Annotated in this window: 12 protein-coding genes; 5 read left to right on the top strand and 7 right to left on the bottom strand. The window is 55.8% G+C overall.

Annotated elements, in window-relative coordinates; all coding sequences use genetic code 11:
- Positions 1-149 precede the first annotated feature (149 nt).
- Together ACLEJU_RS07365 and ACLEJU_RS07360 are read left to right on the top strand one after the other, a co-directional pair.
- Positions 150-2,228 carry an ATP-dependent nuclease gene (locus ACLEJU_RS07365; RefSeq protein WP_435421527.1) on the top strand — a complete coding sequence of 693 codons (2,079 nt, stop codon included), beginning with the start codon at positions 150-152 and terminating at the stop codon, positions 2,226-2,228.
- Positions 2,221-3,975, top strand: a complete 1,755-nt coding sequence (locus ACLEJU_RS07360) for a UvrD-helicase domain-containing protein (RefSeq protein WP_435421528.1) — start codon at positions 2,221-2,223, stop codon at positions 3,973-3,975. Before ACLEJU_RS07365 ends, ACLEJU_RS07360 begins: the two co-directional genes overlap by 8 nt.
- A 106-nt stretch (positions 3,976-4,081) precedes the next feature.
- Here the strand turns inward: ACLEJU_RS07360 and ACLEJU_RS07355 are convergent, their stop codons facing one another.
- The 7 genes from ACLEJU_RS07355 to ACLEJU_RS07325 all read right to left on the bottom strand — a co-directional run bounded on the left by ACLEJU_RS07355 (position 4,082) and on the right by ACLEJU_RS07325 (position 11,633).
- The gene (locus ACLEJU_RS07355; protein ID WP_435421529.1) at positions 4,082-4,648 is read right to left on the bottom strand and encodes a sarcosine oxidase subunit gamma; all 567 of its coding nucleotides are present in this window, start codon (positions 4,646-4,648) and stop codon (positions 4,082-4,084) included.
- 1 nt (position 4,649) lies between these two features.
- Complete coding sequence (locus ACLEJU_RS07350; RefSeq protein ID WP_435421530.1) at positions 4,650-7,547, bottom strand: 2Fe-2S iron-sulfur cluster-binding protein; 2,898 nt, start codon at positions 7,545-7,547, stop codon at positions 4,650-4,652.
- On the bottom strand, positions 7,544-7,846 hold the full coding sequence (locus tag ACLEJU_RS07345; RefSeq protein ID WP_435421531.1) for a sarcosine oxidase subunit delta: 303 nt from the start codon (positions 7,844-7,846) through the stop codon (positions 7,544-7,546). The genes ACLEJU_RS07350 and ACLEJU_RS07345 overlap by 4 nt, the downstream gene beginning before the upstream one ends.
- Before the next feature lie 12 nt (positions 7,847-7,858).
- Positions 7,859-9,100: an FAD-dependent oxidoreductase gene (locus ACLEJU_RS07340; RefSeq protein WP_435421532.1), complete on the bottom strand. Its 1,242-nt coding sequence runs from the start codon at positions 9,098-9,100 to the stop codon at positions 7,859-7,861.
- Positions 9,082-9,984, bottom strand: coding sequence for a bifunctional methylenetetrahydrofolate dehydrogenase/methenyltetrahydrofolate cyclohydrolase FolD (gene folD, locus ACLEJU_RS07335; RefSeq protein WP_435421533.1), 903 nt, complete (start codon positions 9,982-9,984; stop codon positions 9,082-9,084). The genes ACLEJU_RS07340 and folD overlap by 19 nt, the downstream gene beginning before the upstream one ends.
- A complete protein-coding gene (gene purU, locus ACLEJU_RS07330; protein WP_435421534.1) occupies positions 9,981-10,847 on the bottom strand; it encodes a formyltetrahydrofolate deformylase in 867 nt (288 codons plus the stop codon). Before purU ends, folD begins: the two co-directional genes overlap by 4 nt.
- A gap of 180 nt (positions 10,848-11,027) precedes the next feature.
- Positions 11,028-11,633, bottom strand: a complete 606-nt coding sequence (locus tag ACLEJU_RS07325; protein ID WP_435421535.1) for a cupin domain-containing protein — start codon at positions 11,631-11,633, stop codon at positions 11,028-11,030.
- 342 nt (positions 11,634-11,975) lie between these two features.
- Between ACLEJU_RS07325 and glnT the strand changes: the two genes are divergently transcribed.
- The 3 genes from glnT (at position 11,976) to ACLEJU_RS07310 (ending at position 14,989) form a co-directional block, all read left to right on the top strand.
- Positions 11,976-13,310: a type III glutamate--ammonia ligase gene (gene glnT, locus ACLEJU_RS07320; RefSeq protein WP_435421536.1), complete on the top strand. Its 1,335-nt coding sequence runs from the start codon at positions 11,976-11,978 to the stop codon at positions 13,308-13,310.
- A gap of 72 nt (positions 13,311-13,382) precedes the next feature.
- On the top strand, positions 13,383-14,288 hold the full coding sequence (locus ACLEJU_RS07315) for a class II glutamine amidotransferase (protein WP_435421537.1): 906 nt from the start codon (positions 13,383-13,385) through the stop codon (positions 14,286-14,288).
- 26 nt (positions 14,289-14,314) lie between these two features.
- Positions 14,315-14,989, top strand: a complete 675-nt coding sequence (locus ACLEJU_RS07310; protein WP_435421538.1) for a protein glxC — start codon at positions 14,315-14,317, stop codon at positions 14,987-14,989.
- Positions 14,990-14,993: the final 4 nt, after the last annotated feature.

The raw sequence follows: 14,993 nt of genomic DNA, 5'->3' as shown, positions 1-14,993 counted from the left end.
ATTCGACCGGTAAATGTCTTATCCATGCTCGCTGAAAAGGTTATCCATCGCTGCGCACTGGCAAGGAAGGTAGCGGCCCAACGCATCGGTTTGACGAACCAGCTGATGCATCTACAGTGATGGCCATACGATTTCACGGTAGGGACATCATGCGGATCGAGCGCGTTGAGATTCAAAATTTCAGACTGCTTCAGAACGTCAGTCTTGGCCTAGAAGACGGCACAACACTGATCGTCGGGCGCAACAACTGCGGCAAAACCTCCATAGCTGAGGTGTTTCGCCGGCTCCTTTCAGACCGGACGCCCTCTTTCAGGCTTGAGGATTTTTCCCTGGGGAGTCACGAAGAGTTTTGGACGGCATTCAATGCGTTTCACGGCGGAATAGCTCGCTCCGACGTTGCTGCCATGCTTCCCGTTGTCAGGGTCACATTGGACATCTCCTATGACGTGGATGTCCCAGACCTGGGGCCGCTCAGCGAATGCATAGTGGACCTAGATCCAGATTGCTCTTGCGCGCGCATCGTTTTGACGTATGGACCACGGTCGACAGGTCTAGAGTCGCTTTTTGCCGAAATGAATGCCCCCGATGCTGAGCAAGAGGATCAACGTTCTAGCTTCTTCAGCCTAATGAAGAAGCGTTTGGCGGCGGCCTACGAGCCTCGTCTGGAAGCGGTTGATCCCAACGATCCTACGAACCGCAAGGACCTCGACCTAAAATCACTCACTACGTTGATCCGCGGGGGATTCATCAACGCGCAACGGGGCCTGGATGACGATACACACCGAGAGCGCGATGTCCTTGGTAAGGTGGTGGAGGTGCTGTTCCAATCGGCATTGACTGACCCTACAGATCCCGAGAAGCGAACTACGGCGGAGCAGCTCCATGGAGCGGTGGAGAAAATTCAAAAGGAGCTGCATGACGGTTTCAACGCTGGGCTGACTTCGCTGCTCCCTACGTTCGAGCTTTTCGGCTACCCAGGGCTAGAAGACCCAGGCCTCACCACTGTGACGACCTTCGATGTCGAGCGCCTGCTCAAAGACCACACGCAGGTCAGATACAGGGGGGTAAACGGCCTGACCCTCCCGGAAAGCTACAATGGACTCGGCGTCCGTAACCTGGTGTACATCCTTCTGCAATTACTGAAATTCTTCAGAGAGTTCCAAGCTACGCCGGCAGCCGCAAGCGTACACCTCATCTTCATTGAAGAACCTGAAGCCCATTTGCATCCGCAGATGCAGGAGGTCTTCATCCGACAATTGCACCTGATCAAGGGGGCGTTCGAGCAGCAACTGAATGGCAGCCGTCCGTGGCCAGTGCAGTTTGTAATTTCCACCCACTCTCCGCACATGGCCAACGAAGCGCGCTTCGAAACCATGCGTTACTTTCTCTCTGTGACCGGTGAAAACGGGATCCGGCAGTCCAAGATAAAAGACCTGAGGCAGGGTATGGGCGGGGCTCCCGCACCGGACAGAGATTTTCTCTATCAGTACCTGACGCTCACTCGATGCGACCTGTTCTTTGCAGATAAAGCCATCCTGATCGAGGGGACTTCTGAGCGATTGCTGCTACCAACGATGATCGCCAAAACTGACGCGGCCGCCGTCGGCGAACCTCAGCTGGCAAGTCAGTACTTGACGGTCATGGAAGTTGGCGGGGCGTATGCACACCGGTTTCATGATCTGCTCTCCTTCTTGGAGCTGCGCACGCTGATCGTTACTGACATCGACGCCGTTAAACCGAATGCAGATAGAAAGCGGAAAGCCTGTCTGGTTGCAGAGGGCCAGTTTACGAGCAACGCGTGCCTCAAAGACTGGTTTGAGGCCGAAGTCACTCCCGCCCAACTGCTGGCGAAAACACCAGCAGAGAAGACCAGAGGGTTGAGGCGTATCGCCTACCAAATTCCAGAGGGGAACGAACCCGGGCCTTCAGGCAGAAGCTTTGAGGACGCGTTCATCCTGGCAAACCTTGATCGATTTCAGCTGGGGGAGGGCGATGTCGCATCCCTAGCTTACGAGCATGCGGCGGACCAGAAAAAATCAGCTTTTGCGTTGAAGTACGCGATCGATGATACGAACTGGAACGTGCCTAGATACATTGCTGAAGGATTGCGTTGGCTAGCAGTTGGGGCGCCGGTCGTGGATGCCCAAATGGCTGCTCGGGCCATGGCGGCAGTGGTTGAGGCTGTTGGCGAGGCAGTCGCCGCTGAAGGAGAGCAAGGCGATGCCTGACAATCATGAGAGCCCGGCGGACAAAGCCGGGCGAGAAGCACTGGAGAGCATGTTCGCTTGTCTGGACGAGGGTCAAAGCTTTCGTCTGGAAGCAGGTGCTGGAGCTGGCAAGACGTACTCTCTGGAGAAGGCTCTGAGCCGATTGATTGAACACAGAGGTCCTGCGTTGATCCGTGAGCGTCAGCAGATCGCGTGTATCACCTACACCAATGTGGCAAAAGACGAGATCATCTCTCGCTTCCAAGCGCATCCTGCCATCCGAGCCGAGACCGTCCATGGCTTCTGCTGGTCGTTGCTCAGAGATTTTCAAACATCCCTGAGAGGATTTCTTAGCGCTGAACCTTTTTGGCGAGAGCGCTTTGAGCCGGTGGGTGGCGTAGGTAACAGGCGCATCCATTACGAAATGGGTATTCCACGCGTGTCGGAGGACGAGGTCTCGATTCGGCACGAAGATGTCCTGACCCTGATGGTTCAGGCGCTTCCGTCTCCGAAGTTCAGGGCTGTATTGACTTCCCGATACCCGATCCTGTTTGTCGACGAATATCAGGACACGGATGAACATTTTGTCGGTGCACTGAAGTCGTGGTTTCTAGATCGCGGTGAGGGACCGATGATTGGCCTGTTTGGTGACCATTGGCAGAAAATCTACGACGAGGGCTGCGGCCTGGTCGTGCATGACGCCCTTCAGCCGATTGAAAAGAATGCGAATTTCCGCTCAGCATCGCGGATTGTCGATGTGTTGAATGAGATGCGGCCAGGTTTGCGCCAGGAAGTGAGCGATCCAGACATGACCGGTGAAGCCCGGGTGTTCCACACCAATCTCTGGCCTGGAGAGCGACGGACAGGACGCGGGGGAGGACACTGGACCGGCGACACTAGTCCTGAGGCTGCTAGTGCCTACTTCGAATGCTTGAAAGCTCAGCTCAGCGAGGAAGGATGGGATTTCTCTCCGAAAACGACCAAAATCCTGATCCTGAATCATAGCGGCATTGCTCGTGAGCAAGGGTATTCTTCGATCCGTGAAATCTATGGGCAGTACAACGATCCTTGGCTCAAGAAGGAAGATCCGCACATCAAGTATTTGGCAGATCAGCTTGAGCCAGCATGTGTCGCCTACCAACAGCGTAGGTACGGCACGATGTTCGGGCACTTGGCAAGCGATCGGCCAACGATTCGAAGACACAGCGACAAAGTCGCTTGGACTCAGGCGATGGATGCACTCCTCGAACTGAGGTTGACCGGTACCATCGGCGAGGTGATTGACTACATCATGGCCGTGCCGCAGATGCAGCTCCCCAATGCGGTGCTACGAAATGAGCAAGGGCTACAGGCCGCCGGTGTTGAACCAGGTGAGGACGAGCCGCGCAGGATTACTCAGCTTCGAAAGCTCAGGGCAGTACCTTACACAGAGCTGATCGCGCTCGACCGATTCATTGATGGGCACACGCCGTTCGCCACAAAACACGGGGTGAAGGGAGCCGAATTCGAAAACGTAATCGTTGTGTTGGGGCGCGGCTGGAACCAATATAATTTCGCTGAAATGCTTGAATGGTTTCAGCCTGGGCCACCGGCAAACAAGCGTGAAAAATTCGAAAGCAATCGGAACCTCTTCTACGTTGCTTGTTCTCGTCCCAAGGTCCGTTTGGCTTTGCTATTCACTCAACTGCTGAACCCGGCAGCGCTAGCTCAGATCACGGCGTGGTTCGGCGCTGAGCATGTCATTGAGTTGCCCGCGGACCCAGAGTGAATGATGCTGCTTCAGTCATGCTATGGGTGAGGCGGGGAGAGTGGCTTCCATGAAGCTGAACGCCACCTCTCCCCAGGCCACCAATCCAAGGACGGCCGGCTCTATGTTAACGAGTCAAGAACTCCTGCATTGCATCCAGTACGGCACCATGGAAATATTCGCGCGAAGCGCGGTCAAATAGTAGGTGAAAGCAGGGTATGTCGTTCCGAGTGGACCGGATGACGATGACGTTGATGCGTGCAGCAGACGTCTGCGCGATCAGGCCCGTTCCAAAGCTCTGCTGACGAAGGTCTACGCCACAAATTTTGGCCATTACTTGTTCGATAGCCGCGCCACTCAGTTCGAACCACGCATGGCTGTCCTGGCGAGGGAGCAGGTAGTTTGCTTGGTGATCCAGTTCCCAGGTAGCTTCTTCATCTGCAACACGCTCACCCGCATCGCTCCCACACCCAAGTAGCAAGTACTCCGTTTGAGACAACCGAGCAACGATGGTCCCATCCTGTTGCTCTAGCGCCCGATTTGCTATTTCTGGCAAAGCGAAGCCGTGACCTGAAAGGAACTCTGCGGCCTCCGCCCCCCGAAAACCCACACGCGGTAAATCCGTAAGATCCTGCAACACGACCAGGGGAAGTGCAGTGTTTTGGGTGGGCCGCACTATTTGAAGATTACTCATTTCAAACCTCCTGCCGCTGATTATCGGGGTCGAGGAAGGGTAGGGCTTCAACCGTTGCCTGCACGATGAGACTACCTTCAACTCGGATGGGAATCTGTTGACCGACGTTGCTCTGATCAAACGCCACGTAGGCCAGGCCGATGATCTTGTCGAGCGTCTGGGAGTACTCGCACGAAGTGACGTTCCCGCTTATGTCGTTGCCATTGAGGACCAAATGGCCTTCCAGAGGTTTGGGGCTGAGCTTGGGCAGGCTGAAACCAACCAGCTTTCGCTTCATTGGCTGCGCTTCAAGAATGTCCACCGAACGACGCCCGACGAAGAATGGTTTGTTGCGACTGACCGCCCAGCCCATGTCGATCTCGGCCGGGTGGGTCATGCCGTCGGTGTCCTGGCTGATGATCACGTGGCCTTTTTCCAAACGCAGGAGGCGTTGGGTCTCGACTCCAAACGGACGGATGTCGTAATCCCGACCAGCCTCCATCAAGGAATCCCAGAGCTGCAAGGCATGACGGGTCGGGACGTGGATCTCATAACCCAGCTCACCAACGAAACCGACGCGCAGCAAGCGGGCCTTGATTCCGGACACTGTGCCTTGACGTACCGCGAGATACGGGAAACCTTCAATCGAGAGATCAAGGTCGGAGCAGACTTTTTCCAATACCTTCCGTGAGTCCGGCCCGGCCACGTTGACCGCCGAAATCGCGGCGGTGACGTTGGCGATATCCACGTTCAGGCGCCATTGGGCGTTCCACTTCAGCATTTGCTGATAGATACGATCCACGCCGCTGGTCGTGGCTGTGACGTAGAAGTGGTTTTCACTGAAGCGTGCGCACACGCCGTCGTCAATCACCACGCCGTGCTCGTTGGTCATCAGCGCATAGCGGGAACGGCCAATCGGTTGCTTGAGGAAGGCGAAGGTGTACATGCGGTTGAGAAGCTCAGCCGCGTCAGGACCGCGAACGTCTAAGCCCCCTAACGTCGAAACATCGATAATGCCGACTTTACTACGTACATGCAGGGCTTCTGCCTGCATGCACTCTTCCCGCTCATGCGGTTTTCCGTAAAAGGCAGGACGCTGCCAGGCTCCAGCGGGCATCAGCTTGGCACCCAACTCCACGTGGCGTTTATGCATTGCCGTATGACGGTAAGGGTCGAAGGATCTCCCGGCTACGTGGGCCAATTTCTCGGGCGAGAATGGGGGGCGCGCCGTTGTCACGCCGGTCTCGCTAACGCTTCGGTTCGTCGATGCTGCTACGAGTCGGGCAGTTGGTAAGGCAGAGTGGCGGCCTTGCGAGGGGCCCATACCGACTGTCGAGAATCTCTTAACGAGCTGTACGTCGCGATACCCGCTTTTGGTCGCGTTGATGATGTCTCTGACCTGAAGATCTTCGTCAAAATCGACAAAGTCCTTACCCTTGGGGTGAGGGAAGATTGGCCATGGGAAGTTTACCTTTGGCTCCTTGCGGGCTGAATCGAGGTTTTTTACGGATTCAAAGCCCATATCCTCAAGCGCATCGACAGTTGCGTTAGTGGCATCCGCCAACACGTTGTCGAGGTTGTGCAGACTGTTAGCTGATCCAGCAATGCGCACGATTTTGGGAAGACCACTGATTTTGAACTCAGCGGTCTCGTCGTCGTAGGCGAGCTTTGCTCCTGCTTGGCACAACAGCTGATAGACAGGCATGTAGCCGGCTGACATACAGACAAGGTCACAGGGGATGACGGTGCTGATTTGTTCAACCTGGCCCTGCCCAGTGATCTTGCGCACATCTACCGCAGTGACGTGTTTCATTCCCTTGCTGTGCATTGCCTCATAGACAGTCGAGTTGCTGAGGCACTGAATGCCTTGCTCACCCAAGACCCGCGGCAGGCTACGATCATCAGCGGTTGGGCGCATATCGAGCAGAGCAGCTACTTCCACGCCTTGCTCATGAAGGTCCAGGGCAGCATAGTACCCATCGTCGTTACCGGTTAGCACAACCGCTCTTTTCCCTGGTTTTACCGCCCAAAGTTTCATCAGACGTTGAGCGGCACTGGTCAGCATGACGCCCGGCAGGTCGTTGTTGCGGAAAACTACTGGTTGGTCAAAGGATCCGCTTGCAACCAGGCATTGAGTGGCGCGCAATTTGTACATGCGCTTGCCTTGGATGACTGGCAGGTAGTTATCGGTGAACCAGCCATTGCAGGTAGCCCGCTTGAGGATAGTGATGTTCGGATGGCCCTCGACCGCCTCTACCAGCTTGCGACGAAGCGCATCAGCACGAACACCCTCAACATCAAACCGCGCATACGTTAGTGAGCCGCCGAGGATAGGTTGTTCCTCGATCAGGACGACCTTGGCGCCTGCGTTACCGGCGGTCAGCGCAGCTTGTAAGCCTGCGGGTCCTGCACCTATGACTGCAAGATCCGAGAACAGGTAAGCCTTGTCGTAGTATTCAGGCTTGAAATTGAGATTGAGTACACCCAGTCCTGCTTTTTTACGGATCAGCGGTTCCCAGACTTTCCACATCCCTTTCGGCTTGTAAAAAGAGCGGTAATAGAAGCCGACGGGCATGAATCTGGAGAACTTTCCGAGGTAGGCATCTTTGTCACCCTCCAGCGAACCATTGAAGTTTTGGCCGGAGACAGTGAGACCATTTCTGATCAGGTGCGTATCAGCCAAGACGTTTGGCTCCTCAGGGAGCTGTACCAGAGTATTGGCGTCCTGGCCTGCCATGGTGAGTGGTGCGCGTGGGCGGTGATATTTAAACGACCGAGACAGCAAAAACTGCCCATTGGCGAGGAGGGCGCTAGCAATGGTGTCACCTTCAACACCCTGATAACTCCTTCCATCAAAACTGAACGTCATCGACTGATCACGATTGATCAGCAAGCCCATAGGGGGAAGTAGGCGGCTCATCTGGCGGTCTCCTGGGCGGGGGTGGCGAACTCAACCCGGGTCGCAAATACCTCTTTGGGGTCGAACGTTCGAAACACTTCATCTGTAGCGGTATGGCGCTCGGCCAGGAACCAGTAGCTGGAGGCGTTGTGCAACCACCATTCAGTGACCACGCCAACGCGGTTGTCACTGTTGAACACGTAGTCTGCCCATTCGATGTCGCTGCAAGTAGCTGGGTCCGGCATGGTCTTGAACTCACCGCCGTAGGTGAACTCGCTAATATTGCGCGGGCCATTCAAGGGGCAGGTCAGGATCTTCATCGTCGTCGCTCCTTAGTGGCTAGCCGCGGTGGCGCCCATTTCATTGACTTGCTGGAAACGGCTGAAGCGATCCAAGGCGAACGGCGCGATCAGTTCGGGCACCTTGCCACCACTGGCGACTAGCTCGGCCATGGTCTTGCCGCAGATCGGTGTCGCTTTGAAGCCCCAAGTGCCCCAGCCCGCGTCGAGGTAATAGTTTTCGACTGGCGACAGGCCCATGATCGGGCTGTAATCCGGGGTCATGTCGGTCATACCGGCCCATTGGCGCATCAGCTTGGCGTTCGCCATGAACGGGAACATCTCGATGGCGTGTGCTAGCAGGCTTTCCTTGAGATCCAGGGTGGAGCGGGTGTTGTACAGGGGATAGGGGTCGGAGCCGCCCCCAAAGACGATCTCGCCGCGGCTGGTCTGTTGAACGTAGCAATGCAGAGCAGAGGAGCTGACAAGTGGATCAAGGAATGGCTTAAACGGCTGAGTGACCATGGCTTGCAGCGGGTAAGTGTGGATCGGAGCGCGAATGCCAGCCTTGGCCATAAGCAGCGAGCTGGTTCCGGCCACCGCCTGGACGACGCAGCCACATTGCACCGTACCGCGGTTGGTCTTGACCGCTTCGATGCGACCATTGCGAATCACTAGGTCTTGTACTTCGGTCAATTGGTGGATTTCCACTCCGCGCTTGGCTGCCTGCTTCGCGTAGCCCCAAGCCACGGCGTCGTGACGGGCGGTGGCGCCGTCGATGTGCCACAGGCCTGCGAGCACCGGCAGGTGGCCTGGGTCCAGGTTCAGGCTCGGCACCAGCTCACGGATCTGTTGACGGTCGATCATCTCGGTTCGCCCACCGAAGTGCTTGTTCACTTCGGCACGCTGACGGAAGGCGCGAACGGTGGCGTCGGTGTGCGCCAAGGTTAGCTGCCCGCGCTCTGAGTACATGATGTTGAAGTCGAACTCATTGGACAGGCCTTGGAACATCCGCACCGATTCCGCGTAGAAGCGCACACCTTCGGAAGTGAGATAGTTTGAACGGATCACAGCGGTGTTGCGTGCAGTGTTGCCTCCTCCTAGGTAGGCCTTCTCCAGAATGGCGACGTTGGTCACCCCGTGGTACTTGGCCAAGTAATAGGCGATGGCCACACCATGTCCGCCACCACCAATAATCACCACGTCATAGCGTGGCTTAAGTTCACATGGCGGCGGTAGGTCGACCTCCACCGGATAGTCGGCGCTCAGGCCATACTTCAGGAGATTGAACGGCATGGTGCCTCCGACTTAGCAATTGATTGGGTTTGCTGCATCGCGGCGGTAAGGGTGTTTTGCATCAGGAACGCGATGGTCATTGGGCCTACACCACCTGGAACCGGAGTAATCGCCGACACCTTGGTGAGTGCGCTATCCATATCAACATCGCCTACCAGGCGACTGCGGCCACCTGTATTGACCCGGTTGATACCGACATCGATGACTACTGCTCCTGGCTTTAGCCAATTGGAATCGACCATCAAAGGACGCCCGACTGCTGCAACCACGATGTCTGCTTGTCGACAGAGAGCCTCCGCTCGTTCGCTGCGTGAGTGGAGGATGCTAACAGTGCAATTCGCCTTAAGAAGCAAAGCGGCCATTGGCTTGCCGACGATATTCGAGCGACCAATAACGACCGCGTGCTTCCCACTCAGGTCACCGAGCGTTTTGTGAAGGAGGTACATGCAGCCGGTTGGGGTACAAGGCGCCAGAACATCGAGCCCCTGGCTCAGGCCGCCGACATTTTCGCTGTGGAATCCGTCAACGTCCTTCAGCGGATTGATTGCCTGGAGGACGACGGCCTCGTCAATGTGCTTGGGGAGGGGAAGCTGCACCAAGATGCCATGTACAGACCGGTCGCCATTCAGCGTCTCGATCATGTGAAGGACGTGGGCTTGGCTGGTGTCTGCGCCGACCTTGTATTCCAGGGATTTGATTCCGCACTCTCCGGCGCGGAGCACCTTGTTTCGGACATAGACTTCACTCGCAGGATCGTCGCCGACGAGAATTACTGCAAGACAGGGCTCGATACCCTTCGACTTCATGATGTCAACGTTACTCTTGACCTGCGCGAGGACTTCAGCCGCTGCAATTTTGCCGTCGATCAGTAGCGGGCTGTTCATCGGAAGATCACCGTACGGTCGTTGTTCTGGAACACACGGTGTTCAAGGTGATACTTCACCGCTTTGGAAAGAGCGACGGTTTCGGTATCTCGTCCGACTGTGACCAGATCCTCTGGTTTGTAAGCGTGGTCGACGCGTTGAACCTCCTGCTCAATGATTGGCCCCTCATCCAAATCACTGGTGACGTAGTGAGCCGTTGCGCCAATCAGTTTCACTCCGCGCTCGTACGCCTGGTGATAGGGCTTAGCGCCCTTGAAGCCAGGCAAGAAGGAGTGATGGATGTTGATAGCTCTGCCTGAAAGCTGTTTGCACAGATCGTCGGAAAGGATCTGCATGTATCGGGCGAGGACCACCAGGTCAGTCTGCGTTTCATCGACGATTTTCATCAACTCAGCTTCTTGGGCCGCCTTGGTTTCCTTGGTTACTGGCAGGTGGATGAATCGAATCCCCTGGCGCTCAGCCATCGGCCGGAGATCCAAGTGATTGGACACCACAGCCGTGATCACCATGTCCATCTCACCTTTACTATGGCGGTAGAGAAGGTCGCTAAGGCAGTGGTCGAATTTGCTAACCATCAGCAAGACACGCATTGGCTTACTGGAGTCGAACAGTTCCCAGCTCATGCTGAATTTCTCAGCAACGTCGGTGAAACCACTTTTCAAAGCTTCGATATCGCCGCTGATGCCGGCGTTGAAACGAAACACTGCACGCATGAAAAATGTGCTGCTCGTTTCATCGTCAAATTGCGCCATTTCGCCGATGTAGCACCCGCTATCAGCGAGATACGACGTAACGGCAGACACGATGCCAGAAGTGGCAGGGCAGCTAATTTTCAGAACGAATGCTTCAGGTCGGCCTTGCATGGTGGTTCCTCCGGAGGGCGACGGGCAGGTCATCACCAGAAAAATTGGGAATTCGAAAAATCACTGACAGGAATAAATTATTCTTCTCGGTGCTTTATAAGCGAAGGTCGACCTGACGTCTACTGTCTGGAATAAAAATTTCCTTGTGGGAAATATTTTGGGGGGGTCCGATGAGATCAATCAGTCGCCGGCTGATCCGTAGTTCATGACCGAAAGCAAGCGAATTGGGACCTGTGCAAGCTCTTCGGGCCCATGGGGGATGTCCGCATCGAACGTCAAGCTATCACCAGCCTCCATTGGGTACAGCTGATCGCCGTGCCGATAAGTCAGCGCCCCTTCGAGTAGGAAGAGAAACTCAGTGCCTGGATGTGAGAACGTTGGAAACTCCTCGCTGGCATCGTCCATTGTCACCATGTAGGCCTCGAACGTCCTCTTCGGGCCACGCACATGATTTAGCAGCTGGTATGTGTGGCCTTTGTCCGTACCCCGACGCACGACTTCCAGACCTTGATTCGCTTTTACAAGCAGAGCGCTGCTTTCCTGCTGGTCGTATTGGCTGAAAAGCTTCGACATGGGTATTCCGAGCACATCGCAGAGGCGGCTTAGCGTGTCCAGGCTGGTAGAGACCTGGGCGTTTTCGATTTTGCTGAGCATCCCTTGGCTGATTCCGGCTATTCGAGCGACGTCAGATAGCTTCAGCTCCTGTGATTGACGTTGTTTCTTGATCTGAATACCTAGGTACTGCTCTAGCTTGAGGCGTGGCTGTTCATCATTGGCTTTAGGCATTTTTCTGCTCTTTTAAATTGCATGTCTTCTGAAGGTGCACCGAACGAGGGCGAAATTCCGCGCTCGGCTCGCTGCATACGGCGTAAAAATATTCCCTTTGAGAATAATATTTTCGCACAAATCGCGACTCCCAGCGATTTTTCGCTCTCACCGAGCCCCATGACCCTCCAGATTGGCAAACGGCTTGCATTCTCATGGTGAAAATAAATTTCCTTGTGGGAATTTATCGAGTGGGTTACAAAGGCGCTGCGATCGCTTCGATCTGTCGAACTGATGTCGGGCGCTCACTAGCGCAGCCCCTCGTAGTCAGCCATTGAAGCGTGTCTAACCAGGAGTAGCATCATGTTGCCAGCGGAAACCCAGCGTCTGATCGAGGAGCACGGAATCAAGTACGTTCTCGCTCAATTCGTCGATATCCACGGCGCTGCGAAGACCAAATCGGTACCCATCACCGGTCTCAAAGCGGTTGCCGAGGATGGTGCCGGTTTTGCGGGGTTTGCGATTTGCGGTATGGGGATGCAACCTCACGGCCCAGATTTCATGGCGCGTGGTGACCTTTCCACTCTCACCCCTGTGCCTTGGCAGCCTGGCTATGGTCGGGTCGTTTGTATTGGTCATGTGAACGGTAAGCCTTGGCCGTACGACAGTCGTTACGTTTTGCAGCAGCAAGTCGAGCGCTTGAAGGCTAAAGGCTGGACGTTGAACACTGGACTGGAGCCGGAATTCAACCTGATGCGCCGTGATGCTAACGGCGTTCTTCAATTGGTCGATTCCAGCGATAACCTTGACAAGCCTTGCTATGACTACAAGGGCTTGTCTCGTTCACGTGCTTTCTTGGAGCGCTTGACTGAGGCGCTGCAACCAGTTGGCTTTGACATCTATCAGATTGACCATGAAGACGCGAACGGCCAGTTTGAGATCAATTACACCTACAGCGACGCCATGGAGTCGGCCGACCGCTTCACCTTCTTCCGCATGGCCGCCGGCGAGATCGCCAACGACATGGGCATGATCTGCTCGTTCATGCCCAAGCCCGATCCGAAGCGCGCCGGCAACGGCATGCATTTCCACCTTTCAATCTCTAGTGCCACCAACAAAAACCTGTTCCATGACGATTCGGACGCGAATGGGATGGGGCTCTCGAAGCTGGCCTATCACTTCGCTGCTGGGCTCCTTGCTCATGGGCCAGCGCTATGCGCCTTTGCGGCACCAACTGTTAACTCGTACAAACGGCTGGTAGTTGGCAATTCGCTTTCTGGTGCGACCTGGGCTCCAGCTTTTATCGCGTTCGGCGCTAACAATCGATCGGCAATGGTCCGAGTGCCTTACGGGCGATTGGAGTTCCGCCTGCCTGACGCAGGGTGCAATCCCTACCTGGTTACTGCGGCCATCATCGCTGCGGGTCTGGACGGTATAGAGCGGGAGTTGATGCCCGACCAGATCTGCAACGAAAACCTCTACAGCCTTGGACTGGAGGCAATCGCTGCTAAAGGCATCCGTACGCTTCCTCAATCGTTGAAAGAGGCCTGTGATGCATTGGAGGCTGACCCGCTGTTTGCAGAAGTCCTGGGTCAGGAAGTTGTGGGTGAGTTTATTAAGCTGAAGCGCATGGAGTGGGTTGAATACAGCCGACATGTGAGTGATTGGGAAGTGAAGCGGTACACCGAATTCTTCTAACCAGTTAAGTCTCAATAATCAATCAGGTGCCTTTGAGTGGGTAGGGGCACCTTTTGCCCTGGAGTCAGAAATATGTGTGGAATTGTGGGTCTTTACTTGAAAAATCCTGCGCTTGAATCGCAGCTTGGCAAGCTTTTCGAACCGATGCTCGAAGCCATGACCGATCGTGGTCCTGATAGTGCGGGCTTCGCGATCTACGGGGATGAAGTATCCGACGGCTGGGTTAAGTTGACCCTTCAGGCGACTAGTGAGGATTTTGATTTCAAGGAGCTGATTGGCGCACTTGAAGGCCGCCTGGGGACATCACTGGACTGGTTTCAGAACGCGAGCGCTGTCGTACTGAAAATCAAAGCTGATGAGGCAGTAGTTCGTACTGCGCTCGCTGAACTTGCCCCAACCGTTCGTATCATGAGTGCAGGGCAAAGCATTGAGATTCTCAAGGGCATGGGGCTGCCGGCAGAGATTTCCAGCCGCTTCGGCCTGTCCGGTATGAAGGGTAGCCATATCATCGGCCATACCCGCATGGCCACCGAGAGCGCCGTGACCATGGAAGGTAGCCACCCGTTCTCCACCGGCGCTGACCTGTGCCTGGTACACAACGGCTCCCTGTCCAATCACTTCCGCCTGCGTCAGGAACTGAAGCGTGAAGGCATCACCTTCGAGACCGACAACGATACCGAAGTGGCTGCCGGTTACCTGACCTGGCGTCTGCAACAGGGCGACAGTCTGGCCCAGGCCCTGGATGGTGCTCTGGAAGACCTCGATGGCTTCTTCACCTTCGCCATCGGCACCCGCAACGGCTTTGCCGTGATCCGCGATCCGATCGCCTGCAAGCCGGCCGTGCTGGCCGAGACCGACGACTACGTGGCCATGGCCTCGGAATACCAGGCCCTGGCCAGCTTGCCAGGTATCGACAAGGCCAAGGTCTGGGAGCCCGCACCGGCCACCCTCTATGTCTGGGAGCGCGAAAGCGCCTGAACCCCACCGAATCACTGGAGATATTTATGAAGACGATTGACCTGTCCAGCGCCTCGGTGCGCGAACTCAACCAGGGCCTTCACGGTGAAATGCAGAGCCAGGAATGGCGGGTGACTCATCCCGGCGGTAAGCACAACTTGGCCGTAGGTATCAACGCACCTGTCACCGTCGATATCGAAGGCCACGCGGGCTACTACTGCGCTGGCATGAACCAGCAGGCCAACATCACTGTACATGGCAACGTCGGTGTGGGTGTGGCGGAAAACATGATGTCTGGCATCGTCCGGGTCAAAGGCAGTGCCTCCCAGGCCGCCGGCGCCACTGCCCATGGCGGGCTGCTGGTGATCGAGGGCGACGCCGGCGCACGTTGCGGCATCTCGATGAAGGGTGTCGACATCGTGGTTGGCGGCAGCATCGGCCACATGAGCTGTTTCATGGGCCAGGCCGGGCGTCTGGTGGTGTGTGGCGATGCCGGTGATGCGCTGGGCGATTCGCTGTACGAGGTCCGCATCTACGTCAAAGGTTCCGTGCAGTCGCTGGGTTCGGATTGCATCGAGAAAGAAATGCGTGCCGAGCATTTGGAAGAGTTGCAGGAGCTTCTGAATGACGCAGGCCTCGATCACAAGGCCGCCGATTTCAAACGCTACGGCTCGGCCCGCCAGCTGTACAACTTCAAAGTCGACAACGCCAGCGCGTACTGATTCA

It is taken from the genome of Pseudomonas sp. SMN11 (assembly GCF_052041945.1).
In the GTDB taxonomy this organism is placed as follows: Bacteria; Pseudomonadota; Gammaproteobacteria; order Pseudomonadales; family Pseudomonadaceae; genus Aquipseudomonas.
The sequence above is the reverse complement of the archived record's forward strand: the minus strand, read 5'-3'. Positions and strand labels throughout refer to the sequence as shown.

Coding starts and splice junctions, on each gene's coding strand:
- ACLEJU_RS07365 (WP_435421527.1), top strand. CDS start 150: ATGCGGATCGAGCGCGTTGAGATTCAAAATTTCAGACTGCTTCAGAAC.
- ACLEJU_RS07360 (WP_435421528.1), top strand. CDS start 2,221: ATGCCTGACAATCATGAGAGCCCGGCGGACAAAGCCGGGCGAGAAGCA.
- ACLEJU_RS07355 (WP_435421529.1), bottom strand. CDS start 4,648: ATGAGTAATCTTCAAATAGTGCGGCCCACCCAAAACACTGCACTTCCC.
- ACLEJU_RS07350 (WP_435421530.1), bottom strand. CDS start 7,547: ATGAGCCGCCTACTTCCCCCTATGGGCTTGCTGATCAATCGTGATCAG.
- ACLEJU_RS07345 (WP_435421531.1), bottom strand. CDS start 7,846: ATGAAGATCCTGACCTGCCCCTTGAATGGCCCGCGCAATATTAGCGAG.
- ACLEJU_RS07340 (WP_435421532.1), bottom strand. CDS start 9,100: ATGCCGTTCAATCTCCTGAAGTATGGCCTGAGCGCCGACTATCCGGTG.
- folD (WP_435421533.1), bottom strand. CDS start 9,984: ATGAACAGCCCGCTACTGATCGACGGCAAAATTGCAGCGGCTGAAGTC.
- purU (WP_435421534.1), bottom strand. CDS start 10,847: ATGCAAGGCCGACCTGAAGCATTCGTTCTGAAAATTAGCTGCCCTGCC.
- ACLEJU_RS07325 (WP_435421535.1), bottom strand. CDS start 11,633: ATGCCTAAAGCCAATGATGAACAGCCACGCCTCAAGCTAGAGCAGTAC.
- glnT (WP_435421536.1), top strand. CDS start 11,976: ATGTTGCCAGCGGAAACCCAGCGTCTGATCGAGGAGCACGGAATCAAG.
- ACLEJU_RS07315 (WP_435421537.1), top strand. CDS start 13,383: ATGTGTGGAATTGTGGGTCTTTACTTGAAAAATCCTGCGCTTGAATCG.
- ACLEJU_RS07310 (WP_435421538.1), top strand. CDS start 14,315: ATGAAGACGATTGACCTGTCCAGCGCCTCGGTGCGCGAACTCAACCAG.